Genomic DNA, 21317 nt, shown 5'->3' on the forward strand with positions numbered 1-21317 from the left:
ACGTCCGGGCGGTCAATGTGGCGACCCCTGGCGGGAGTTGGCGCGATGGCGGATCGGCCGCCCGCGCGGTGGCGAAGGCCCGCGAACAGCCACCGAAGCCGTCCCTCGCCGATATGCGCGGGAGCAGGCAGGGAACCGGGGGCAGCCTCCCGCGGTGACCTCACCCGCCCAGCCCCTCGTGGCCGCCGTGCTCACGCCGGGACCTGGGCGTCATCGACGTCCGCTCCTGGGCCCGCGCCGACCACGCCTTCCTCGACGCCGGCCTCCGTCGCGTCGTCGGTGACTGGCCGGCCCGCGCGTGGCCCTTCGAGCGGGTGGCCTACGCCCCTCGCTGAGCCACCGGGCCCTCTTCCCCAACTCCCCGTTCAGCGCGCCGATTTCGGGCCCACCGGAAGGCCGCGGTGCCCGCCGCGGCGGCGAGGAAGCCGCCGCCCGCGATCCAGGCCACCATGCCGGTGCGGGATCCCCCGGCGGGGCGGGCGGCCACCTGGTCGGTGGGGCAGGCATTGCCGGGCGCGGCGGGTGTGCCGGGTGCGGCGGAGGTGCTGGTTCCGGTGGTTCCGGCGGTCGCGGCGGGGGCGACGCGCAGGCGCGCCCAGGGCTTGCCCGGACCGCTCTGCCCGGCGTCGTGCCGGTAGACGACGTACAGGCCGGGCGCCGTCCCGCACCTGAGGGTGGTGGTGGCGGTCAGGACGGCTCGGGCGCCGCGCAGGACGGGGCGGTCGGCGAACGCGCGGGAGGTGAGGCTGATCTCCCCGTCCGCCCCCTCGTCGTCGTTGTCGGTGATGGTGATCCGGCTGCCGGCCCGGAAGGTCCGCACGTCCCATTCCGACTGGGGCCAGGTGTCGCCCGGAGCCCAGCGCTCCTCCGGGTCGGGCGCGGGCAGCCGCTTCACCTTGTCGCGGCAGGCCCGGCGCGCGGCCTCGTCGGCAGGCTGGACATGCACCCGCGCCCAGCGCAAGGGGTGTTCGTCCGGGCCCACGTCTCCGGCGCCGCGCCGCAGGACCGGGTAGGTGCCGGGCCGGGTGTCGCAGGCGATGGTGACGGTGGCGGTCAGGAGCGGGTCCATCATGCGCAGCCTGCCCGTCGCGACGAACGCGGACGAGCGCAGGGTGTCGCCGTACGCGGCCTCGCCGTGCCGGGCCTCGACCGTCAGCGTGTCGCCGGGCCGCACCGACCTGACACCTTCGTACGTGAGCGAGGGCGTCGACGGCGAGGCCGAAGCCGGCCCGGCCGCCAGCAGGGGCAGGAGGAGAGGGAGCGCCACCCGCGCGCTCCTGCGGAGACTGTCCATCGCCTGTGCCCTGTCTGCCTTTTCACGCGGTGTCAGATGGCGTCGCCGCCCGCTCGATATGCTGATCTTCCTCATGGCGAACGTGTGTGCGACCTTGGTGATCGGGTAGCGCGTACCGTTCGGCTTCCTCCAAGACGGAAAGAAACCGTGTTGCGTTCCAGGTACAGATGGGTTCCGGCTCTCACGCTCGGACTGTGCGCGGGCATACCCGGCGCCGTGCCGGCATCCGCGGCCCCCGGCACGGCTCTCCCGGCGGCGTCGGCGCCGCACCCGCCCGCAATCCCGGCCGCGCACGCACCCGCACCCTCGGCGTCATCGGCTGCCACCCCCTCGGACGCACCGGATCTCGGTGCCGAGGAGCGGTACTGGACGGCGGACCGCATGGCCGACGCGGTCCCGTTCGGCGCCCCCTCGGCCCCGGCCGCTCCCCGGCGCGGCGCCCGCGCACAGGGCGCCGCCGGCCACGCCTCACCGCCGCCCGGCACGCCCCAGCCCCAGCACTTCGGCGGCCACCCGATGATCGGCACCTTCTTCTTCGACGGCAAGCCGCTCGGCGGCAACACCTACTGCACGGGCAGCGTGGTGCACACGGCCGCCAAGGACATCGTGCTGACCGCCGGACACTGCGGCATCGGCCTGAGCAAGGCCACGCACCGCGTCTTCGTCCCGCAGTACCGCAGTGGCCAGGCCGCCGCCCAGCAGCCGTTCGGCGTCTTCCCGGTCCTCCAGGTCTACACGGACCCCCGCTACACGGCGAACACCAAGTCGGCGGCCTCCGACCTCGACCTGGCCTTCGCGCAGGTCGACGCCAACAGCCGCGGCAAGGTGGAGGACGTCACGGGCGCCCTCACCTTCACCCCCACCAGCGGCTACCGCCACAAGGTCACCGTCATCGGCTATCCCGGCTCCGGCAGTGTCAACCCCGGCCACACACCGATCCGCTGCCCGGTCAGCACCTCCCAGCTGCCCGGATTCCGGCAGCTGAGGATGACCTGCAAGGGCTTCTACGGCGGCGTCTCCGGCGGCCCGTGGATCGAGGGCTACGACAGCGCCACGGGCAAGGGCAACGTCATCGGCAGCACCGGCGGATACAACGGCGGCGGCAACGACGCCAACGACGACTGGGTGACGTACGCCCCGGTCTACGGCGAGGACGCCCAGGACCTGTTCCAGCACGCCGCCGCCCACCAGCAGTTGGACAAGAAGCCGCCCTACGCGGGGACGGCGGACCCTCGGCTGCCCGGATCGGCGAGCACCTGGAAGAACGCCCGGCTGACGGCATCCGGCGACTTCCGCGGCACCGGCCACAGCGACTTGCTCGTGGTCTGGACCGACGGCGAGGTCTCGCTCTACCCCGGCAACGGGCACGGCGGTTACGACGCCGAGCAGCAGCTTCTGGCCCCCAACAGCACCTGGAGGAACGCCAGGACCGTCACCGCGGGCGACTTCACCGGCACCGACCGGTTCGACCTGCTGGTCCGCTGGGCGGACGGCGAGGTCACGCTGTACGGCGACGTCGGCTCCAAGGGGCTGAAATGGGCCGGCACCCGGATGATCAAACCCAACGCCACCTGGAAGAACGCGACCCAGATCAGCGCCGGCCGCTTCGGCGGCACGCGCTACGTCACCGACCTGATCGTGCGCTGGGCCGACGGCAGCCTCACCCTCTACACCAACGTCGGCGCCGGCACCTTCGGGCAGAAGCACAAGCTCAAGGCTCCCAACGGCACGTGGAAGAACGCCACCCTGCTCACCAGCGGTGAGTTCTCCGGCCGGCAGAAGTGGGACCTCATGGTCCGCTGGACCGACGGCGAACTCGACAACTACGCCGGCACCGGCACGTCCGGCCTCGGCGCCGAGCGGCGCATCCAGAACCCCAACGGGCGCTGGACCCAGGTCGCCACCATGACGACCGGCGACTTCACCGAGAACGGCCGCACCGACGACCTCGTCATCCGCCGCTCCGACGGCGAGACCACCATGTACACCGACACCCCGGCCGACAGCCTGGGCACCGAACACGTGCTCGTCGCCTCGACCTCCTGACCGTGAACCCTCCGGGGGTTGATCAGGCAGCCGGGGCGACGGAGGAAGCCAGGCCCTCCACTACCGGTGCGCGCGGAGTCCGTCGAGGATGAGCGCGAGCATGTGGGGGGCCCGGTCTTCGGGGCTGGACGCGGCACGCCACAACGCGCCGGTCAGCTGGAGGAAGTCCCCCGGCACGGCGTCCACACGGATGCTTCCGTCCTCCTTGCCGGCGTCGAGGAGTTCCGTGATCGCGGCGATGACCGGCCCGTAGGTCTGCTCGCTGATCGCCTGGTGCGCGCCGGGGCTGAGCGCGTCGCCGAGGCCGTGCTTCCTGCGCATCGCCTCGACGAGGTCGGTCGTCCAGTGACGCAGCGCTTCGAGCGGGGACATCTCGGCCAGCAGGCCGGGCACGGTGCCGACGATGCGGGCGACCTCGTCCTCGTAGACGGCCAGGACCAGCGCCTCGCGGGTGGGGAAGTTGCGGTACAGCGTGCCCGCGCCGACGCCGGCGCGCTGGGCGATCTGGTTCATCGACGTGCTGCCGTCCGCGGTGAGCGCTTCGCGCGCGGCGGCGAGGATGCGTGCCCTGTTCTCACGGGCGTCTGCACGGACCACGGGACCTCACGTCGCTAAGTGGAGAAGTCTCCACCACAATATGCGGAGGACTCTCCGCATACCTTAAGAAGCGTCATGCGTTACATCAAGCTGGGCATGACCGGCGCGCATCCTCCGTAACCACCGGGGAGAACGCGCCGCCAAGGCCCCGGACCGGGAACTGCCCGTGCGGCTCGCCCGACATACCCAAAGTTCGATTCTCCGACTTGTTCGCAAGCGCTACGCTGGCAGGGTGAGTCAGAAATGCGAATCGACCAATCTGGGGGCGCCCCGGGTCTGCTCCATCGCCGACGCTCTCGACATCGTCGGCGAGCGCTGGAGTCTGCTCGTACTCCGGGAGCTGGGCTTCGGTGTGCACCGGTTCAAGGACATCCAGGTCAACACCGGCGCCCCGCGGGAGACCCTCGCGGTGCGACTGCGCAAGCTGGAGGAGGCCGGGGTCATCGAGCGGCAGCGCTACTGCGAGCATCCGCCGCGTGACGAGTACGTGCTCACCGAAGCCGGACAGGCGCTTGCGCCGACGCTCCTGGCGTTGCGTCAGTGGGGCGAACGGTACGTGACGCCGGCGCGTCGGCAACCCGCGGGGGCCGACGCGTAGCCGTACCCGCTGTCCGTATCACCGCCCGAAGTGGTCAACGGGGCGCTCAGGTGTTCCCGTAGATCCGCTCGGGCCGCACCAGGACGGCCGCACGGCGCTGGGCCGCCATCGTGGCGTCGTACTCCTCCCAGTTGTCGTGGGCACCGCCGGCCGCGGAGAAGATCTCCCGCAGGAGCAGGCGCACGCCCTCGGCGTCGAACGAGGGATGCGGGTCGTCCGGTCCGATGATCTCCGCCGCGCCTTCGACCGTCGCCCATCGCCATCCGGCGCGTACGGTGAGGGTCAGGCGGGGGCGTGCCCGCAGGTTGGCGAGCTTGACCTTGCCGTACGTCACGAACGCGATGCCGTCCGCACCTGTGGCCGGGTGGCGCAAGGTGCCGAGGTTGACCACGGACGATTGGATGCTCAGATCGGGCCGCAGCGTGGACACCACACCGAGTCCGCGTTCCGAGCGGGCGAGGGTTTCGAAGTCGTGCAGCGTGGTCATGCGGCGCTCCGTTCGGCTGGGGGGTACGGCGGTGGCCGGCGCGGGTCGTCGGAGGTGGCTTCGGGGCTGGATGCAGTGCCTGGCACGTGGCTGGCAACCTAGCAGGCAGAGTCCGGAGACCGAATCGACCGCACCGGGCCCTGCGGCCTGAGATCCCGCGCGTACGGCGCCGGGATCAGAAGGGCAGGAAGGGCTTGTCGTAGGGGGCGCTGTCGCGACTGCCGAGGATGTGTTCGGCGACGGGGCCGACCGGTACCCGCAGCGGGACTTCGGGCGCCTCGACGAGGTCGGCAACCGCTGCGGCGACCTGCTCGGGGCTGATCATCATCTCGGCGGGTATGCCATCGCCGGCGAAGAGAGACGCATAGGGGTCGTCGGGCAGCCGGTAGGTGAGGATGTCGTCCAGCGCGCCGGAGCTGACCGGGCCGGGTTGCGCGAGGGTGACGTCGATGCCGAAGCCACCCACTTCCACGGCGAGGGTCTCGGCGAAGGCTTCCAGTGCCCATTTGCTCGCCGCGTACGCCGACGCGCCGGGGAGGATGGTGCGCCCGGCGGCACTGGAGACGTAGAGCAGGCGGCCCTTGCCGCGCCGGCGCAGTTGCGGCAGGACGGCCTGGGTGACGCGGATGGCGCCGACGGTGTTCTGCGCGTACAGGCGCTCGATCTCGTCCAGCGGGCTGGCCTCGACCGCGGCGTTGAAGATGACGCCGGCGTTGGAGACCAGCGTGTCGATCTCCCCGGCCCGCTCGATGGCCGTGTCGACGCTGGCCTGGTCGGTCACGTCCAGCCGCAGCCGCTCTGCGACATCCAGGCCCTCCAGGGCGCGGGGGTCACGCGCGGTGGCAACCACACGGTGATCGCGTTTGGCCAGTTCCACGGCGATGGCTCGGCCGATGCCCTTGGAGGCGCCGGTGATCAGAATCGAGGACATAGCGGTACTGCTCCTTGAGGCGGGATCCAGGCCGGGCAAACGGCCCTGACGTGCCGAGTTCGATTGTCGAACTCACTCACGTGCACCACCATAGCAAAGTGAGTCAGAAAAACGAATCGACTGATGTCTGGTGCGATGCAACCGCGACGTCTATCGCGCGCAGGTCCACACCTCCGCCTGGCCCTGTGGCTTCCGACGCTCGCGCATCCGCCGGCAATGCGGGGCTGACCGCCACGGGGCTTTCCTGTGCCTCGCATCCTGTCCATCGGCGAGGCGGCAGCGATCGGGTTCAAACGGCCGATCAAACGGCTGATCACCATCCGGGCCATCCGGGCTTGACTCTGACGCGGCTGGAGGCTTGACGATCGCGTCGTAGGCGACAGGCGAGTTCTCATCGGAGGCGCAAGGCATGCGAGGCAAAGGCATCCACTACGACACCGGCACCTTCCCCAACGGCGACACCTCCCGCCCCGTCTTCGACTCCGACGTCGTCGCACGGGACATGCGGATCATCGCCGAAGATCTGCACTGCACCGCGATCCGCATCACGGGCGGCGACCCGGACCGGATCGAGACCACCGCGCGCCACGCGGCCGCCGCCGGACTGGAGGTCTGGTTCTCGCCGTTCCCCTGCGAGATGACCGACGAACAGATGCTGCCGTACTTCGCCGACTGCGCCGAGCGAGCCGAACGCCTCCGCCTTGACGGCGCCGATGTCGTCCTTGTCACCGGCTGTGAACTGAGCCTGTTCGCACGGGGGTACCTGCCCGGCGACACCTTCAACGAGCGCATCCCGGTCCTGGCCGGCCCCGGTCGCGAAGCCGCACTGCGGCCCCTCCCCGGCAAGGTCAACGCCTTCCTCGGCGACGTCGTCCGCACCGTGCGCCCTCTCTTCGCCGGCCCGGTCAGCTACGCCTCGTGCCCCCTGGACGGCGTGGACTGGAGCCCGTTCGACATCGTCGGCCTGGACGCCTTCCGGAGTGTGCGCAACGCCGCCACATACCGCGAGGACCTGCGCAAGGAGTTCACCCACGGCAAGCCGGTGGCCATCATGGAAGTCGGCTGCTGCACCTTCCGCGGGGCGGGTGACTACGGCGGCTCGGGCTGGTACGTGGCCATGGAACCGGACGGCGTCACCCCCAAGCCGCACCTGGTGCGCGACGAGAGCGAGCAGGTCCGCTACCTCGACGAACTCATGCCCGTCTTCGAAGACGAAGGTGTGGACTCCGTCTTCTGGTTCAGCTTCGCCGGCTACGGCACTCCCCACCGTCTGTCCGGACCGGACCCCGACCTCGCCTCCTACGGCATCGTCAAGATCCTCGACGAGTACAGCGGCTACCCCGCGAACGCGCGCACGTACCCGGACGTGCCCTGGGAACCCAAGGAGGCCTTCCACGCCCTGGCGAACCGCTACCAGTCCCGCCACCAGCAGGGAACGTCCCACCTCTTCGGACGTCCACATCAGTCCAGGGGAACCGTGTGAGGCCGACTCAGAGCGTTCCGGTCCGGGGGCGTCGACGCAGACGGTGACAGGCGTGTGACAGTGCCGTGCAGGCCCGGCCCGTCCGGCCGAGGTGTGATCTGGCCAAGTGGTGTGGTTCCGGCCGCTTTGAGCGCCTCCCGGTGCGGAATCCGGCATTCCCCACTTGAGCGATACGCGCTGCCCTTAGCGTGATCGCATGAGCGAAGATCGCACTCCTCTGGTGCTGCCATTTCGTGCGCTGGTGTCGCGCGCAGAGTGGGACAGACTGACGGCGGATCGATTGCAGACGTACCTGCCGGGCACCCCCCTGCTGACTCAGGGGGATCGGGGAACTCATGTGCTCGCCCTGGAAAGTGGGTTGGTCAAAGTCGTCCGGGTCGATCGTGACGGGCGCCGCCGGTTGCTCGCCTTCCGGGGGGCGGGCGAGATCCTCGGTGAAATGGCGGTTCATAGCGGCGGCACCCGGACGGCCAGTGTGTGGGCCATGAGCATATGCAAAGCATCCGTGGTCCTCGCGATGGATTTCCGGCGACTTGTGCAACGCCCGGAACTGGCCCACCGTCTCGCCGTGATGGCCTCCCACCGTCTGTGGGAGCAGACGGAGATCCATGACGGAGCCGTGCACGAACGCCTGGCTCTCGCCCTGCTGCGCCTCGTGGACAGCTCCGACGGGCGAGACCCCTCCGGCAGGCAGCCACCCACCTTCTCCCTTACGCGGGACGACTTGGCACAGCACCTGAACGTGGGCCGCAAGGCCGTCAGCAAGGCACTGGAGGAACTGGGCGCGGACACGGTGAAGGTCGGCAAGTGCCGGATCACCGTGGTCAATGAGGACAACCTGCGGTGTCTGGTCCGCGGCCGGGACAGCGCGTGACCGCCATGTGACTCACGCCACCCTCCGTTGGGGCCTGCGGAACGGAACGCCCGCTCCCTCCCTGTGAAGCTCCCTCGTGCACGTCATCGCACGCATCAGCGTCCCCGCCCGGACCCCTCGCGGAACGGGCGGACTTCACCGAGGAGCATCATGCGCGAGTTGAGCAGTGACCTGCCCGAGCGGCCCACCCGTCCCTACACCCACAGTCGCCCACTGCCGCACTACCGGGGCATCCTGGCCGTGGACGCCAAGGACTTCACGGGGCGCCCCGGCATCGAGCACGAAGGCGTCAGCCGTGCCGTACCCGCACTTCTCAAGACGGCCCTGGCCAGGGCGGAGCTGCGGGACCTCTGGGATGACCGCAGGTTTCCCGCCTCGACCGGCGACGGCTACGTCTTCGGATTCGATCCCGCGCGGATGCCGTTCGTGATCCACCCCCTGCTGTTCACGCTGCAGGAGGTACTGACCGACTACAACGTGCTGTCCCACGGAGCATTGCCCATCAGGCTGCGGGCCAGTCTGCACATCGGCCCGCTGGCCGACACGGGAGACGAGTTCGGCGGTAACGGCACAGCACGCAACGACACGCATCGTCTGCTGGACTCCCGCCCGGTCAAGGCTGTGCTCGCCTCCCACAAGGAGAACGTCACGCATGTGGCGGCCATCCTCTCCGAGCGCTGCTTCGAGGACGTGGTCGCCAGCGGCTACACCGGGCGCCACCCCGACCACTTCGTCGAAGTGGCCGCGACCGTCGACGGCAAGCCGTTCTCCCAGCGGGCGTGGCTCTACGTACCGCAGCCGTCAGGGCCCCTGTACGAGGAGCCCGCGAACGACGAGGCCACCGCGCCGGCGGCGCCCGACGCCGCGCCCGCATTGGTGAACGAGATCGGGGAGGACCGGCACATGAGCAACAGCGCCCCCAACGGGAACATCAACACCGGCACCCTCCACGGCGGGCAGAGCGTGGGCAATTACCACGTCGCCGGTGATCATGTCGAAGGTAACAAGGCCGGCCGTGTCCGGGGCTTCCAGGGGGACCAGGTCCGCGGCGACAAGTATCAGGGGCGGCGGTGACACCCGGAGAGGGCATCCCGCCGGACGGGACGAAAGGGCCCGCTCCGGGCGTCCCGCTGGAGGGGCCGCCCTGCGGTGATGAGGCCGAACGGGAACTGTCCGAGCTGATCGATGCCATCGGAGGCGCCGCGCGGGTGGGCGGCCCGTTCGTGTACGCCCCGAACGGAAACGTCAACGCCGGTTCTGTACACGGCGGGCAACGCATCCACAACGCGTCCGTGAGCGGTGGACGCCCGCCACGGGAAGGGAGGGTACGCGAAGGGCCCATTCCGGAAGCGGAGGCGCTGGCAGCCGAGTTCGGGTTCGCACGACCCGGCTGGTTCGACGAAGCGCTGCTGATGCTGGAGCGGGGGCCGCTCTTCCTCGCCGGACGCGCCGGGACCGGCCGCCGCACCACAGCCCTCAACCTGCTGCGCGCGAGCTGCGGAAAGGAGGCTCCGCTGCGGGCGCTGGACAGCGTCGTCGAACTGGACCGCTGGCAGCCCACCGACGCGTCGGCGCGCGGATACCTCATGGACGGACTGTTCCCGTCCCGGCCGCTCGGCCCCGGTGTACTGGGGCATGTACGCGCGCTGCTGGAAGAGGTCCGGGCGCGCATGGTGATCGTCCTGCCCGATGACACGGACCTGCTGCGCCGACTCGAACAGGACTTGCACGTGACGCCCATGATGTGCGTACCGCCGCCGCCCGCCATGGTGTTCGGCACCTACTTCGAGGCGGTGGTGGAGGACCGGTGGGAGAGGGAACGTCTGCTGTCGGCGCTGGAGGGACGCCACGATCTGGGCGACCTGCTGGCTCCCGAGTTGGTTCCGGCCGACGTGGTGGAACTCGTGACGGCCATCGTGGCGGCGGACGGAGACCCGGAGGCTCTCGGTGATCTGGAGGCGCGGTTGGGCTACCGGGCCGAGCAAGAGGTCCCGGACCTCGTGACACGACTGCGCGATGATCCGGACGCCCTGGCGTTCCTGCTGGCCGCCTGTGTCTTCGAAGGGCTGGACCACCGGCTCGTCCGGGAGGAAGCGGACAGGCTGTTGACGCTGTCGCAGGGCCGTCTGGCCGCGATGCTGCCGGGAACTGGTGCTGAAGGGGGTGAGGCCGGACGCCCCAACCCGCTATTCGTCTTCCGGCACTCCCTCACCGAACTGCTGCACGCCGTCCGCGCCGTCCGGCAGGAGCGCCGGATCCACACGGCCGGGGCGTACGCGCACAGCGTGGAAGCGATCGCGTTCGTCGGACACCGGCAGGCGGAGGCCGTGCTCAGGTACGTGTGGCGCGAGTACGGACGGCTGTCGGAGCTGCTGGTGGAGTGGCTGCGGCAGGTGGACCGGACCAACGAACTCACCTTCGCCGCCGGCAGGTTCATGGGCAACGCGGCGAAATGGGGAGGCGGGCGGCGCGCGCTGCGCCACATTCAGGCGCTCGCCGGGTCGGAGCGCGTGAACAGCCGTCTCATCGCGGCGAACGCGCTGGGCATCGCGGCCCAGGACCCTGTTCTCGTCGCGGAGGTGCGCTATCGCCTCGACGGCTGGAGCCGGGCTGCCGACTCCCAGCGCCGGACGACCGTCGCCTACGCGTGCGGCTCGGAGTTCGGCATTTCACGTCCGGACCTCGCACTGCGTCTCCTGCGCACACTCCTCCTCGGCGTCCGGGACCGGTCGGCGAGCGAAAGAGCGGACGGAAACGATCAGGTCCTGGCCGCTGTGCGGGTCGCGACTATGAGCCTGTTCCAGGCCGGTCACGAGGCCCAGGTGTTCGGCTGCCTCGTCGCATGGCTGGAAGAGGATCGATGCGACAGGGACCAGGTGCTCGCACTGTTCGGGCACCTGCTTCGGTCCCCGCAGTGGTTCGTACGCCGGCTTGCCGCGTGGGGGCCTGACGCGACCGCGATCGTCGACATGACACGCCACGCGTTGAATTCCGACGAGGTGTTCGAAGCGACGTGCCCGGAATTACTCGGCTGGGCCGAACGGGGTCAGTGGGACGACGTGTCGCGCCGGGCTGTGGAAAACCTGTTCGAGGAATTGGCCGGTGCCATGCACAGGGGCGAGTTCCGGCTTTTCGTCGAATTGCAGGAAAGAGGGACGGGCGGCTGGGCCGGGCAGTACGTGGCACGGACCGCGCTGGACAGATGGCGCTCCGGCGCACGGTGGGAGGCAGCGTGAGCGACGAATCGACCGAACCCCTGTACCACCGGGTCACCAGGCCGCCCTGGCGGGAGATCCTCAGCTATCGCTGGTCCACGGCACAGGACTGGGCACTGGTGCTGAGGGACACGGACGGGGTCTACTACGTCCTCGGACGCCGTGGCGATCCCGACGGCAGCGCGGCTGATCTGCCCGTGCCGGACGAGGCGGCGCCACCCACACTGGGCGGTGACTACGCGGAAGCGTTCCGGGTGGATACGACCGAACACGTGGAGACCAGGGCGGTCGGCCTTCCCACGGTCTACGGCACGGAATCGGTCGACCTGTGGGTGTCCTGGTGGGTGCACGACCCCGTGCGGCTGGTCCGCACGAGGACCATGCACGGCTGGCACGTGGTGCGTGGCCACCTCACCGGCGCACTGCACCAGCTGGCCGACATACAGGCGGCCGCAGGCAGCGGACTCGGAGCGCCCGAGATCATGCAGCACCTGGGAGCGCCACAGCGGCTGGAGGAGACGGGCCTGACCTTCCGGGTGTTCGACGTCCGGCTCCGGGAAACGGGTGAGGAGCTTCTCCTCGGCCAAGAGGAAGGCCTGGGCGTCCGCTACTCGTGGACGACCAGTCGGCGAGGGGAGTACGAATTCTGTCTTCAGGCGCTTCACGCCGGACCGGTGTCCTTGGCGGCACTCTGGCTCCTGAGGCACCCTGACCAGGTACGCCAGGTGCTCGACTGGGCAGTCGACCACCCGGACCTGCTCAGCCCTCCGCGCACGGACTGGCAGGAGGAACTGGCCGCACTGCTGGGCGCACTGACCGAACAGGAGAGGAAGGAGCTCTCCTGCCTCCTGCGCGATCGGATCGCCTCCCTCGGACGCCCGGTCCCCGGCGGGGGGTTCTGATCTCACGACCGCGGCCGACGAGTGAAGCGAAAGGGCGAGGCGCTGCCGTCAAGGCAGCGCCTCGCTTTTTTGGCGTGCTTTCCGGAATGCTTCAGCAATGTGACTGCGCTCACTCGTTTTCCGGTCCTTGGGAACCGATCCGCGGACCGTTGTGCGGGAATCTCGATGTGTCCACGAGGCGAACGCCCGATCACCAAGGGCGCTCAGTTCACCGAAGGTCGACATGCGAACAGAAGAAGACCGCAACACGAATAATCTCGTTGATTTTCGTGCACCAGGAAACGCCGTCGCGTCTGCGGTGCCCCGTCCGACGGCGCCCAGGGCCTGCCGTACGACGGAGAGCGAGCCCGCGACGGTGCTGAACGCCGAACATGGAATCATCAACACGGGCGTCGTCCACGGCGGCCAGCACGTCACCACCGTCGAGTTCGCCGGCCTGTCGGACGCCGGAGCGGACGATGACGACTGAACTGTTCCGGAGCGACGACCTCACCGCCGTCCTCGCGGCCTTGGCCGGTCGCGAGATGGTCGTGGTGGCTCCCCACGGCACCGTCAACACGGGTGTGGTGGCGGGCGGTCAACGGCAGACCACCGTCGGCCCGCCCGAAGGCGGCGGGTCCGCGGCACCGATGCGACAGGGCCCCGTCCGGGCCGGCCGCCTGAAGTCGGCCCGACGGTGCTTCGTGCCGCCTCCCGGATTCGAAGAGGCCCTGACCGCGCTCGACTCGGGCATCGCCGTACTCGTCGGGGAACCGGGGAGCGGGCGGGAGACACATGCCCTCAACCTGCTGGCGCACGGCAGCGAGGAGCCCTTGCTCGTCCAGGTGGACGGAGCGGTCAACCTCTCCAAATGGGGACCGCGGGGGAACGGTGTGCACGGATACCTCGTGATGGAGCCCCCGGAGCCCCTCGCGCTCCGGGCATGGGACATATCCCGCCTCGAAGGGCGTCTGGCCGAGGCGGGGGCCCGTCTGGTCCTCGTCCTGGCGAGCGCTCCGGGGCTGGTCGCCTCCCTGGAGGACAACCTGGGCATGCCCGTCGTCTGCCATCTGCCGCCGGACCCGCGGCAAGTGTTCAGCACGCATCTGTCGGACGGCTGTTCCGATGGTGAGGCGTGCGCGGCGTGGCTGCGGTCGCTGGAGCCGGGGCACCACGACGAACTGCTGCCGGAGGGTCTGCCGCCGCGCCAAGCTGTGCAGGCGGCCCGAGCCGTACTGCGTCTGGGCGTCGCGAGCGGAGTTTCCGGCGCCGAGGTCGCGCGGCACCTCGCCCGGACCGAGGGGCCCGAGATCCTCTCACGGGCCCAGGCGGATCCCACCCTTCTCGCCCACCTCCTCTCCCTCTGCGTCTACGGAGGAATGTCCCCTGGTGTGGTGCAGGAGCGCGCAGAGGATCTGCTGCGGCTGCTGGCACCGTCGGACAAGCGGGAACCCGACGCGCACGGCCCGGGCGGATTTGCGGCAGGCGGCCCGGTCCGTCCCCTGTCGGCCGAGACGCTGCGCGCTCTCGGCGCGCACCGCGTCCGGCGCCCCGGCACGGAGAACGCGGACACGGTCTCCTTCTTCTGGCCCGCGGTGACGGAGACCGTCTGGGAGGCCTTGTGCCGCGACCGTACGGACCTCCTGCCCCTGCTGCACCTCTGGCTCGCGCACCCCGGCCACGAGGCGGAGCAGGTCGAACGGGCGGGACGGGGTGCCGCGGCCATGGCGGCGGCCACCGCGGGACGATCCCTGGAGCACCTGCCTGACCTGGCGTCGGCCGCGTCGTTGGCGGCACCCTTCGTGGCGGCGTGGTGCCTGGGAACGGCCGCCGGCGACCCGGTGGCCGGACAGAGGGCCGCCGGACTTCTGGATCGGTGGAGCGTCGCGGCCGAGGAACCGTGGCGCAGCGTGGCCGCGTACGCCTGCCACCCCGACTGCGGACGGATCACGGGAGCGCAGGCCCTGCCCTTGCTGCGCCAACTCGTCGAGACGCAGCGCCACGACGCGGACATGTCCCTCATCGGTGTCGTCATGGCAGCGCTGGTGCGGCATTTCGAGATCGGCGACTCCGCGGCCAGGGCAGACGTGCTGCGCCGGATGTTCGAATGGGCCCGGTCTGACGGCCCCCTCGGACCGGTGGCCGCCTTCGTCTGCCCCGACATGGCGGGCACGGACCTCGCGTGGTGGAGCGAACTGGTGCTCTCCGGCGCGGAGCCGGCGTCGTGTGCCGCCGAGTTGGTGGGGCACGCCCTCAACGAACCGGCTGCCTTCCCCGCCATGCGCGACGCACTCATCAACTGGGCTGCCGAAGCGGACGGTGCGGAGGACCATGCACGGGCGCTCAGCCGACTGCTCGATGCTCTGGTGGCGGCCCGGCAGCCCGGATTCCTTCGCTGGCTGCTCGCCATGGGGCGGGGGCCCGACGGCCTGCCCGGCAAGGACTTGGCGGCCCGTGCCCTGGCGGAACTGCGCGGCGATGCCGCGGCCTCGAACACCGACTGATCAGGAGGATCGATGACCTTCCCGCCTGTCAAAGGCATCTTCGCCGCCGTCGAACGCCGGTGTGCGGACGGCGCCCCGAATCCTCCGCTGTGCCTGTCCGACGGATTTCAGCCGTCCGGCACTCCCTTGACTCCGGCACAGGCCCGGCGCCTGCTCTATGACCGCTCCACCTGCCCCGAGACCCGGACGGTCCTGTGGCGTCAGATCGCCGAGCGCGTCCACATGGACTCCGATGGGCGGCACGACTGGCCCACCATGGTGCTGTGGCTTGGGCTGCCCGGACTTCGCCGCGCTGCCTTCAAGATCACCTCGCACTTCGGTGCCGAGCGAGAGGACGTCGAAGCCGAACTCGCTACCTGCTACCTCGAGGCGCTGGCGGCAGTCGACCCGCACGACGCCGATCCCGGCGGTACGGTGCTGCGCTCGGCGTGCACACGGGCCTGGACCGTATGGCGCACCACGTACCTCGAAAGGGCCGTCGACGACGTGGACAGTGCCGGAGGCACCCCCGTCGCGGCGGACGGCGACGACTTCTGGCAAGCGGACTACGACCCGGCGCCCGGCACCCACGGCCTCGCGGCGACCCTGCGGATCACCGTCCCCGCCCACCGGGTCGAGGGCGTACGGCTCGGCGCGCTGGCGCGGGCTTGGGGCCTGGCTGACACGGCCGCCGGCGTCGGATACTCGGGCCGGGGCCGCCAAGTCGCCGCGCTTTCCCTGCGCCGCGCCGGGAGGGCCCGATGACCGGTCGGGATGACACCGCCCTCACCTTCCGTGAGATCTTCGACCTTCCCGTGAGCGTCGATCTGCGCACGGCGGCCAGGGCCTTCGGGATGTGCCTGGCCACCGCCTACCGACTCGTCGGCGAAGGGGCGTTCCCCTGCCACACGATCCGGGTCGGACATCGCCACCGAGTCCGCACCGTGGACCTCCTCGCCGCCCTGGGCATCGAGGAGCGCCCGGTCTTCGCCGACGAGGTCGCCGACGGAGTGGCGCTCACCCTCTTCGACTGACCGCTTCCCCCTGCCGACGCGCCGTTCGCCGGCAGGGCCACCCCCGTTCCGCCCTCCGCGAAGGAGCCTGCGATGCCCACCTGCCTCGCCGTCTGCACCACCGTGACCAGCACCGACCCTCCCGGCACATCCCTCCCGGACCAACGGGACCGGTCCACCGTCATCTACGAGGACATCGTCCGCCCCGCGTGTGAACAGCTCGGTCTCGACTTCCTGCGAGCAGACCGCCTCACAGACGCCGGTCTGCCCAGGGACCAGTTGCTGCGGATGCTCACCGAGGTGGACTTCGTCGTCGCGGAGCTCGGCGAATCCGACGGCGACCTGTCCTTCGGGCTCGGCATGCGGCACGCGCTCGGCCGGCCCACCGTCCACGTCACCGAAGGAGCCGACGGACTCCGGGCCGCCGGACCGGTGACGTGCGTCCCCTTTCCCCCGCACCACGGCGATCCCGTCGCCGCGCGGCAGCGTTTGACGGAGCTGCTGGCGACGGAGAACGGGGTACCGGGGGAGAGCGTGCCGCCGTCCTCGCCTGTGCCGTCACTCCTCCAGCCTCCCGTGCAGAGCACCACGGACGACATGGAGGAAGGCCCCGGATTCTTCGATCTGATCGTCGACGCCGAGGCGCACGTGGAGGCCCTCGCGGCTGATATGGCCGATGTGGAAGCCGCCATCGAGGACCTGCAGGAGGTGACCGCGCTGATCCTGGCGGACTCGGACCGTACCAATCGTCCGGGGGCGCCTCCGAGTACGCATATGGCCGTGCTGAACCGCCTGGCCAAGGCCATCGACGGGCCGGCGGACGAACTCGGGGCCGCGACCGAGCGCCTCGCGGAGCATCTGGAGGCCGGCCTCGGGGCGCTCAGGGTGTTCTTGGAATGGACCGCCGGCATGCCGCGCACCGACTGGCCGGACGGGGCGGAGGAACTGCTGGACCAGATTGCGTCAGCCCACTGGGAGGCGGAGTCCTCGGCGGTCTCCTACCAGGAGGGCATCGCCCTGGTCGGCATGCTGGGTTCCGCCAGCCGCACGCTCCGCCGGCCCACCAGGCGCATCATCGAATCCTTCCGGAAGTTCTTCCGGATCCTGGCCGTGCTGGAGGAACTGCAGAGGACGGCAGCGGCACTGAAGCAGTCCTGAGCCGTCAGGGCCACTCCCTGCACGGGCCGCCAGAACTGCCCGACTCTGGCCGCTCCCCTTTCCCGGTCGCCGTAGCCCGGCCACCCTGTCGGTCCGTATCGTTCGAGGAGTCCAGATGCGTCTGCGCAAGCGCGTGACAGCCGCGATGTTCATGAGCGCCGCGGTCCTCACCGTCCTCTTCTCCCAGGTCATGGCTGTCCCCATGCCCTGGGAGACCAGCAAGGCCCCCACGACCGCCACCTACCGCACCCCCTCCACAGCGGCCGGCGGCACCGCCACCGTGCTGTGCGGGCCGCCCTGCTACCAATAGGTCGCCACCAGGCGGTCAGTCCCGCCCTTCGTGCCCTGCGCGGGATGCCGGGTCCGAGGCGGCGCGTAACGTCCCTCGCCGCATTCCGGGTGCCCGCGGTCGGCGTTCTCGTCTGACCGCGGGCACCCGGCGAGTTGGTGGACCTCTGGCGCCCGTCAGCCGCGCGGGACGACCATCGACTGGGCGTCCGGCAGGGCCCTCCAGTCATTGGACGCCACCGTGGCGTGTGCCTTGGCCAGTTGGGTGATCCGGGCCTGCGCGTCGGCCGTCGACGGGTTGACGTCGTCCAGCGCCGGCGGCACGTTCTGCGCGTCGGTCATGAACAGCAGGTAGTGGTGGGTGTCGTACCATCCGGTGTCGATGCTGCCGTTGAGGTAGGTGGCCGCGTCACCGTCGAAGGCCACGAACCAAGGGCGCAGCGACGTGTCGGAGTAGCGCGAACGGGGGTCTCCCGCCTGGGCGTTGTGCACCGAAGGGAAGACGTTCGCCTGTGACGCCCTGCCCTGGGCGTTCAGGTCGCGCAGGTAGCCCGCGTACTCCTGGTCGGTCCACAGAGAGTCGGTCGGGTTGCTCTCCTCGACCGTGCCGGGAATGACCTCGAGGATGACCTTGCCGGCCAGTTGCTGCCGAGTGGGCCAGTTACCGGCGGAAGCGGCCGCGTCGAGCGTGGCGTACTGCCCGCCGCCTGGCTTGGCGAGCAGGTCGGACGGCTTGAACACCAGTCCGCCGAGGTGCGCGCTGATGGACTGGTCGAGTTTGGCCGGACTCATGCCGAACGTGGCCTGGAAGCCCGCCTTCATCTCCAGCTTGATATACAGTGGGCCGTGACCGGGGTGCGCCCCGAGCCACAGCCGGACGTCGTCCAGGCAGCTCTCCAGGTCCTTGTTCGCCCCGCCGGTGTAGAGCTGGGAGGCCGAGGACGCGTCGACGCAGTTGTTCGAGTTGCCCGTCGGGTTGGAGTGGCTCACCTTCCACTCCTGGGTGAAGAAGTCGTCCCAGACGTCGAGTTCGATCATCGAGGTGCCTGTGTCGAGAGCCTGGGCCAGATACGTGAAGGAGGCAGGGTCGTAGCTGTTGTGCAGGCCCGACGTCGTGGCGCCGGACAGTGGCAGCGCGTCCGTGCTTGCGGCGGAGGCGGTGACGCCCCACGGTCCGCCCATCGTGAACGCCAGGCACGCGGTGAGTGCCCCGAGCAGCGCGGCGCGCACGGCGGCGCGTGGTCGGAGCAGAGCTCGACGGGTGAACGGTCCGGGCACGTGTCCTCCTGTGATTGTGGCTCTCCGTCAAGGACGGTGACGGCCATGTGTGAATCGACGGGGGCATGACACATAACAGGACCTGGAATCCCCCTGTCAGCTCCACTTCGAGTCGAACTGGCCCAGAGGCTACGGCTGTCGACACCGTTGCTCGCCAGCGGGGGCGGGGTCCTCGAACGGTTCGGAGTGGCACCTGACGGACGACATCTCCGGAACCAGGCTGGCAACTACATGAACAAGCGGTCTTACGATCTCCGTCACGCCGGGATCTCGTCGTGCGAGGAATCCGGAGTCAGCGCGAAAGCCGGGCCCGGTCGAGAGCGCGTTGCACGAAGGGCGCCTGACGAGTGAAAACCCCGGTCAGACGCCCTTTCGCATGTGTCTAGAAGAAGCCCAGCTTCTTCGGCGAGTACGACACCAGAAGCTTCTTCGGGCGCCAGCACGGATCTGTCCTGGCCGTCTACGCGGCATGGACCTTGCTGGTATCGGTGACTGTGCTGATCGCGGGCACGGGCCAGGTCTCGGGCTTGGTGAACCGGAACTCCGCGCCGTGATGCGTCGTGAGGAACGTGCCTTGCGCTGCCGCTCGTACATCTCCTCGTACCAGTCCGGAGCGTTCCTCTTGAGCGTGCGGTGCGGCGGTGTCACCACCCGGCCGCCGGTCTGCGCGCCCAAGTCCCGGTAGCCGGAATCGGCGAGAATTTCCACGGGGGCCCGCCGACCAGAAGCTTGACCAGCCCTGACTGGCGAGCGTGGGTGATGTCCGCGCAGCTTCGGGGCTTGGTCGGGCTGCGGAACAGCTCCCGGCCGTCCCCATCCGTGAGCACCATGGTCTTGACGGCGTTCTGCTCGCTCTTGCCGGAGATGAACTTGTCCCGGTCCTTGCGCCCGGCGGCCGGCCCGTCGGACCCGGATCTCGGTGCCGTCGACGATCCCGGTCCTGCCCGCGGAGCCGAGGTGGTCGACGACCTCGGCCAGCTCCCGCAACCGCACGCCGGGACTGACGGTGCAGCCTCGCTCGGCGAGCAGGGGCCGCACCTCGCCGACGGCGCGGGTCATGGTGGAGCGGTCCACGCCGAACCAGCGGGCGAGCACGTCGTGGTGTGGCCCCATGACGGAGGTGCACGAGGGTGGCCAGGAGCCGGTCGACGCAGAGGAGCCGGTGCTTCGCGCCGGCGCCTACGGCCCGCTTCCGCTGCCTGGACGCCAGCCTGGCCTGATGCCGTTCATGCCACAACGGGCCCAGCTCGACGCCTCACCGCCTACCGTGCACGAGCTCGTTAGCGGTCGGCGGTGAATACCTGCTTGCTCAGCAGCACATCGACCTTCTGCACGTGAGCGGGCGCGGCGAGGATGTCGTTCATGCGCTCGACGTCGCGGAAGATATCCCCGCCGCCGCCTTCGATGTGGGCCTGCCGCCCCGCCAGGTCGGGAAATACTTCGAAAATGGCGAAGGTCGTCGGCGAATGCTGCACCGCGTACCACGGTCCGGTGGCCGGTTCACCTTCGACGCATCCCAGGATGTCCGCGAGCATGGCGCGTACCTCGTCGGATTTGCCCGGTCGCGCCTCGATGAGGATGTAGAACGCCTTGGTGCCGTTTTCCCCGTCATCACCTGTCATCACCACGCCACGGTGTGGTTCGTTCGTCATCGTGGCCGTGTCGGCGTCGTGTCCGGGATCGCTGGAATCGAGTCGTGTCATGGGAGGTCCCTCCTGGCCTGTCAATCCTGGAACTGGTTCGGCGAGAACCGTCCTGGCGGCTGCATGGGATGAGGCCAGATGCCGTCGCGGGCTTCCGGGGCAGCCCAGCTCTCCAGCAGTTGCAAGCGCTCTCGAGCCGGCTCGTCGGCCGGGTAGTAGACGAACAGGCTCAGCGTCGGGGAGTCGGGCAGCGCAAGCGCCTCGAACCCGAGGTCGAGATCCCCGACGACCCGGTGATGGAGGACCTTGCGGCCGGTGCGGTGGTACTTCACGTCGTAGGCTGCCCACCGGCGAGCGAAGTCGTCGCTGCGTGTGGCGAGTTCGCCCACGAGATGGGAAAGGCATCGATCTGCCGGATTCGCACCGACGTAGCCGCGCAGGACGGCGACGACGTCGTTGGCGGTCTGCTCCCAGTCGACGTAGAAGTCGCGGGCGAGCGGGTCCAGGAACGTGAACCGTGCATTGTTCCCGTCTGCGATCCGGCTCTGCAGGAGGTCGGAGTAGAGGGCTTGTGCGAGCGAGTTAGTCGCAATGATCTCGAAACGGTGGTTGCGCACCCACGCCGGAAGTCCCTGAATCGAGTCGATGATGGTTCGCAGTCCGGGGCGCAGAGTGGGTCGCGTTGCGCGGGTGTCAGATCCGTACGTCGAGCTGCGCGCCGCCCGCGCCAGGTCGTGCAGGTGAGCGGCTTCGGCGTCGTCAAGTTGCAGCGCGGCCGCGAGGGCATTGAGAACCTCGTCGGAGACGCCTGCGAGGTTGCCGCGCTCGATGCGGACGTACCAATCCACGGAGATGGACGCGAGAACCGCGACCTCTTCGCGCCGGAGCCCGGGCACGCGTCGGCCGCCGCCTGTACCGAGCCCGGCTCGCTCGGGCGTGATCCGGGCCCTGCGTGTGCGCAGGAACTCGGAGATCTCGGTCCGCAGGTCCATATCAACATCGTACGCGGCGCCTCCTCTTTCTGGGGGGTAGCGCCAGTACCCCGATC

General features: G+C 69.8%; 20 protein-coding genes. 13 read left to right on the plus strand and 7 right to left on the minus strand.

Annotated elements, in window-relative coordinates; translation table 11 throughout:
* Nucleotides 1-319: 319 nt before the first annotated feature.
* Nucleotides 320-1267 carry a hypothetical protein gene (locus ACZ7EC_RS10115; protein WP_471060287.1) on the minus strand — a complete coding sequence of 316 codons (948 nt, stop codon included), beginning with the start codon at nucleotides 1265-1267 and terminating at the stop codon, nucleotides 320-322.
* A gap of 408 nt (nucleotides 1268-1675) precedes the next feature.
* Between ACZ7EC_RS10115 and ACZ7EC_RS10120 the strand changes: the two genes are divergently transcribed.
* Nucleotides 1676-3340: a trypsin-like serine protease gene (locus ACZ7EC_RS10120; RefSeq protein WP_471060291.1), complete on the plus strand. Its 1665-nt coding sequence runs from the start codon at nucleotides 1676-1678 to the stop codon at nucleotides 3338-3340.
* 60 nt (nucleotides 3341-3400) lie between these two features.
* On the opposite strand, the gene ACZ7EC_RS10125 is transcribed toward ACZ7EC_RS10120, so the two are convergent.
* Nucleotides 3401-3937: a TetR/AcrR family transcriptional regulator gene (locus ACZ7EC_RS10125; protein ID WP_471060294.1), complete on the minus strand. Its 537-nt coding sequence runs from the start codon at nucleotides 3935-3937 to the stop codon at nucleotides 3401-3403.
* A 232-nt stretch (nucleotides 3938-4169) separates the two neighbouring features.
* Between ACZ7EC_RS10125 and ACZ7EC_RS10130 the strand changes: the two genes are divergently transcribed.
* The gene (locus ACZ7EC_RS10130; protein ID WP_471060297.1) at nucleotides 4170-4535 is read left to right on the plus strand and encodes a winged helix-turn-helix transcriptional regulator; all 366 of its coding nucleotides are present in this window, start codon (nucleotides 4170-4172) and stop codon (nucleotides 4533-4535) included.
* 46 nt (nucleotides 4536-4581) lie between these two features.
* Here the strand turns inward: ACZ7EC_RS10130 and ACZ7EC_RS10135 are convergent, their stop codons facing one another.
* A complete protein-coding gene (locus ACZ7EC_RS10135; protein ID WP_471060300.1) occupies nucleotides 4582-5022 on the minus strand; it encodes a TIGR03618 family F420-dependent PPOX class oxidoreductase in 441 nt (146 codons plus the stop codon).
* 175 nt (nucleotides 5023-5197) lie between these two features.
* A complete protein-coding gene (locus ACZ7EC_RS10140; RefSeq protein WP_471060304.1) occupies nucleotides 5198-5953 on the minus strand; it encodes an SDR family oxidoreductase in 756 nt (251 codons plus the stop codon).
* A 409-nt stretch (nucleotides 5954-6362) separates the two neighbouring features.
* Between ACZ7EC_RS10140 and ACZ7EC_RS10145 the strand changes: the two genes are divergently transcribed.
* From ACZ7EC_RS10145 to ACZ7EC_RS10195, 11 genes are all read left to right on the plus strand, one after another.
* Nucleotides 6363-7436: a hypothetical protein gene (locus tag ACZ7EC_RS10145; protein ID WP_471060307.1), complete on the plus strand. Its 1074-nt coding sequence runs from the start codon at nucleotides 6363-6365 to the stop codon at nucleotides 7434-7436.
* A 196-nt stretch (nucleotides 7437-7632) separates the two neighbouring features.
* Complete coding sequence (locus ACZ7EC_RS10150; protein ID WP_471060310.1) at nucleotides 7633-8310, plus strand: Crp/Fnr family transcriptional regulator; 678 nt, start codon at nucleotides 7633-7635, stop codon at nucleotides 8308-8310.
* 150 nt (nucleotides 8311-8460) lie between these two features.
* Complete coding sequence (locus tag ACZ7EC_RS10155) at nucleotides 8461-9384, plus strand: hypothetical protein (RefSeq protein ID WP_471060313.1); 924 nt, start codon at nucleotides 8461-8463, stop codon at nucleotides 9382-9384.
* A gap of 218 nt (nucleotides 9385-9602) precedes the next feature.
* Nucleotides 9603-11546 (plus strand): hypothetical protein, encoded by a 1944-nt coding sequence (locus tag ACZ7EC_RS10160; RefSeq protein WP_471060316.1) that lies wholly within the window; start codon nucleotides 9603-9605, stop codon nucleotides 11544-11546.
* Nucleotides 11543-12427 (plus strand): hypothetical protein, encoded by an 885-nt coding sequence (locus tag ACZ7EC_RS10165; RefSeq protein WP_471060318.1) that lies wholly within the window; start codon nucleotides 11543-11545, stop codon nucleotides 12425-12427. Before ACZ7EC_RS10160 ends, ACZ7EC_RS10165 begins: the two co-directional genes overlap by 4 nt.
* 298 nt (nucleotides 12428-12725) lie before the next feature.
* Complete coding sequence (locus ACZ7EC_RS10170) at nucleotides 12726-12896, plus strand: S-type pyocin domain-containing protein (RefSeq protein WP_471060321.1); 171 nt, start codon at nucleotides 12726-12728, stop codon at nucleotides 12894-12896.
* Nucleotides 12886-14910 (plus strand): hypothetical protein, encoded by a 2025-nt coding sequence (locus tag ACZ7EC_RS10175; RefSeq protein WP_471060324.1) that lies wholly within the window; start codon nucleotides 12886-12888, stop codon nucleotides 14908-14910. Before ACZ7EC_RS10170 ends, ACZ7EC_RS10175 begins: the two co-directional genes overlap by 11 nt.
* Nucleotides 14911-15036: 126 nt before the next feature.
* Nucleotides 15037-15654 carry a hypothetical protein gene (locus ACZ7EC_RS10180; RefSeq protein ID WP_471060326.1) on the plus strand — a complete coding sequence of 206 codons (618 nt, stop codon included), beginning with the start codon at nucleotides 15037-15039 and terminating at the stop codon, nucleotides 15652-15654.
* Nucleotides 15651-15923: a DNA-binding protein gene (locus tag ACZ7EC_RS10185; protein WP_471060328.1), complete on the plus strand. Its 273-nt coding sequence runs from the start codon at nucleotides 15651-15653 to the stop codon at nucleotides 15921-15923. The genes ACZ7EC_RS10180 and ACZ7EC_RS10185 overlap by 4 nt, the downstream gene beginning before the upstream one ends.
* Nucleotides 15924-15995: 72 nt before the next feature.
* Entirely contained in the window at nucleotides 15996-17060 is a 1065-nt protein-coding gene (locus ACZ7EC_RS10190) for a hypothetical protein (RefSeq protein WP_471060331.1), read from the plus strand.
* Between the two features lie 115 nt (nucleotides 17061-17175).
* Nucleotides 17176-17370 carry a hypothetical protein gene (locus ACZ7EC_RS10195; RefSeq protein ID WP_471060334.1) on the plus strand — a complete coding sequence of 65 codons (195 nt, stop codon included), beginning with the start codon at nucleotides 17176-17178 and terminating at the stop codon, nucleotides 17368-17370.
* A gap of 155 nt (nucleotides 17371-17525) precedes the next feature.
* Here ACZ7EC_RS10195 and ACZ7EC_RS10200 read toward each other — a convergent pair whose 3' ends face one another.
* From ACZ7EC_RS10200 to ACZ7EC_RS10210, 3 genes are all read right to left on the minus strand, one after another.
* Nucleotides 17526-18626, minus strand: a complete 1101-nt coding sequence (locus tag ACZ7EC_RS10200) for a phosphatidylinositol-specific phospholipase C domain-containing protein (RefSeq protein WP_471060337.1) — start codon at nucleotides 18624-18626, stop codon at nucleotides 17526-17528.
* A 1280-nt stretch (nucleotides 18627-19906) separates the two neighbouring features.
* A complete protein-coding gene (locus ACZ7EC_RS10205; RefSeq protein WP_471060340.1) occupies nucleotides 19907-20329 on the minus strand; it encodes a putative quinol monooxygenase in 423 nt (140 codons plus the stop codon).
* A gap of 20 nt (nucleotides 20330-20349) precedes the next feature.
* The gene (locus ACZ7EC_RS10210) at nucleotides 20350-21261 is read right to left on the minus strand and encodes an MmyB family transcriptional regulator (RefSeq protein ID WP_471060342.1); all 912 of its coding nucleotides are present in this window, start codon (nucleotides 21259-21261) and stop codon (nucleotides 20350-20352) included.
* Between the last annotated feature and the right edge of the window lie 56 nt (nucleotides 21262-21317).

The organism is Streptomyces sp. NPDC037203, assembly GCF_055605065.1.

Bases quoted from the DNA above. Each gene is read 5' to 3' on its own strand.
- ACZ7EC_RS10190 (WP_471060331.1), top strand. From the start codon at position 15,996: ATGCCCACCTGCCTCGCCGTCTGCACCACCGTGACCAGCACCGACCCT.
- ACZ7EC_RS10140 (WP_471060304.1), bottom strand. From the start codon at position 5,953: ATGTCCTCGATTCTGATCACCGGCGCCTCCAAGGGCATCGGCCGAGCC.
- ACZ7EC_RS10120 (WP_471060291.1), top strand. From the start codon at position 1,676: ATGGCCGACGCGGTCCCGTTCGGCGCCCCCTCGGCCCCGGCCGCTCCC.
- ACZ7EC_RS10210 (WP_471060342.1), bottom strand. From the start codon at position 21,261: ATGGACCTGCGGACCGAGATCTCCGAGTTCCTGCGCACACGCAGGGCC.
- ACZ7EC_RS10135 (WP_471060300.1), bottom strand. From the start codon at position 5,022: ATGACCACGCTGCACGACTTCGAAACCCTCGCCCGCTCGGAACGCGGA.
- ACZ7EC_RS10195 (WP_471060334.1), top strand. From the start codon at position 17,176: ATGCGTCTGCGCAAGCGCGTGACAGCCGCGATGTTCATGAGCGCCGCG.
- ACZ7EC_RS10150 (WP_471060310.1), top strand. From the start codon at position 7,633: ATGAGCGAAGATCGCACTCCTCTGGTGCTGCCATTTCGTGCGCTGGTG.
- ACZ7EC_RS10185 (WP_471060328.1), top strand. From the start codon at position 15,651: ATGACCGGTCGGGATGACACCGCCCTCACCTTCCGTGAGATCTTCGAC.
- ACZ7EC_RS10145 (WP_471060307.1), top strand. From the start codon at position 6,363: ATGCGAGGCAAAGGCATCCACTACGACACCGGCACCTTCCCCAACGGC.
- ACZ7EC_RS10205 (WP_471060340.1), bottom strand. From the start codon at position 20,329: ATGACACGACTCGATTCCAGCGATCCCGGACACGACGCCGACACGGCC.
- ACZ7EC_RS10155 (WP_471060313.1), top strand. From the start codon at position 8,461: ATGCGCGAGTTGAGCAGTGACCTGCCCGAGCGGCCCACCCGTCCCTAC.
- ACZ7EC_RS10175 (WP_471060324.1), top strand. From the start codon at position 12,886: ATGACGACTGAACTGTTCCGGAGCGACGACCTCACCGCCGTCCTCGCG.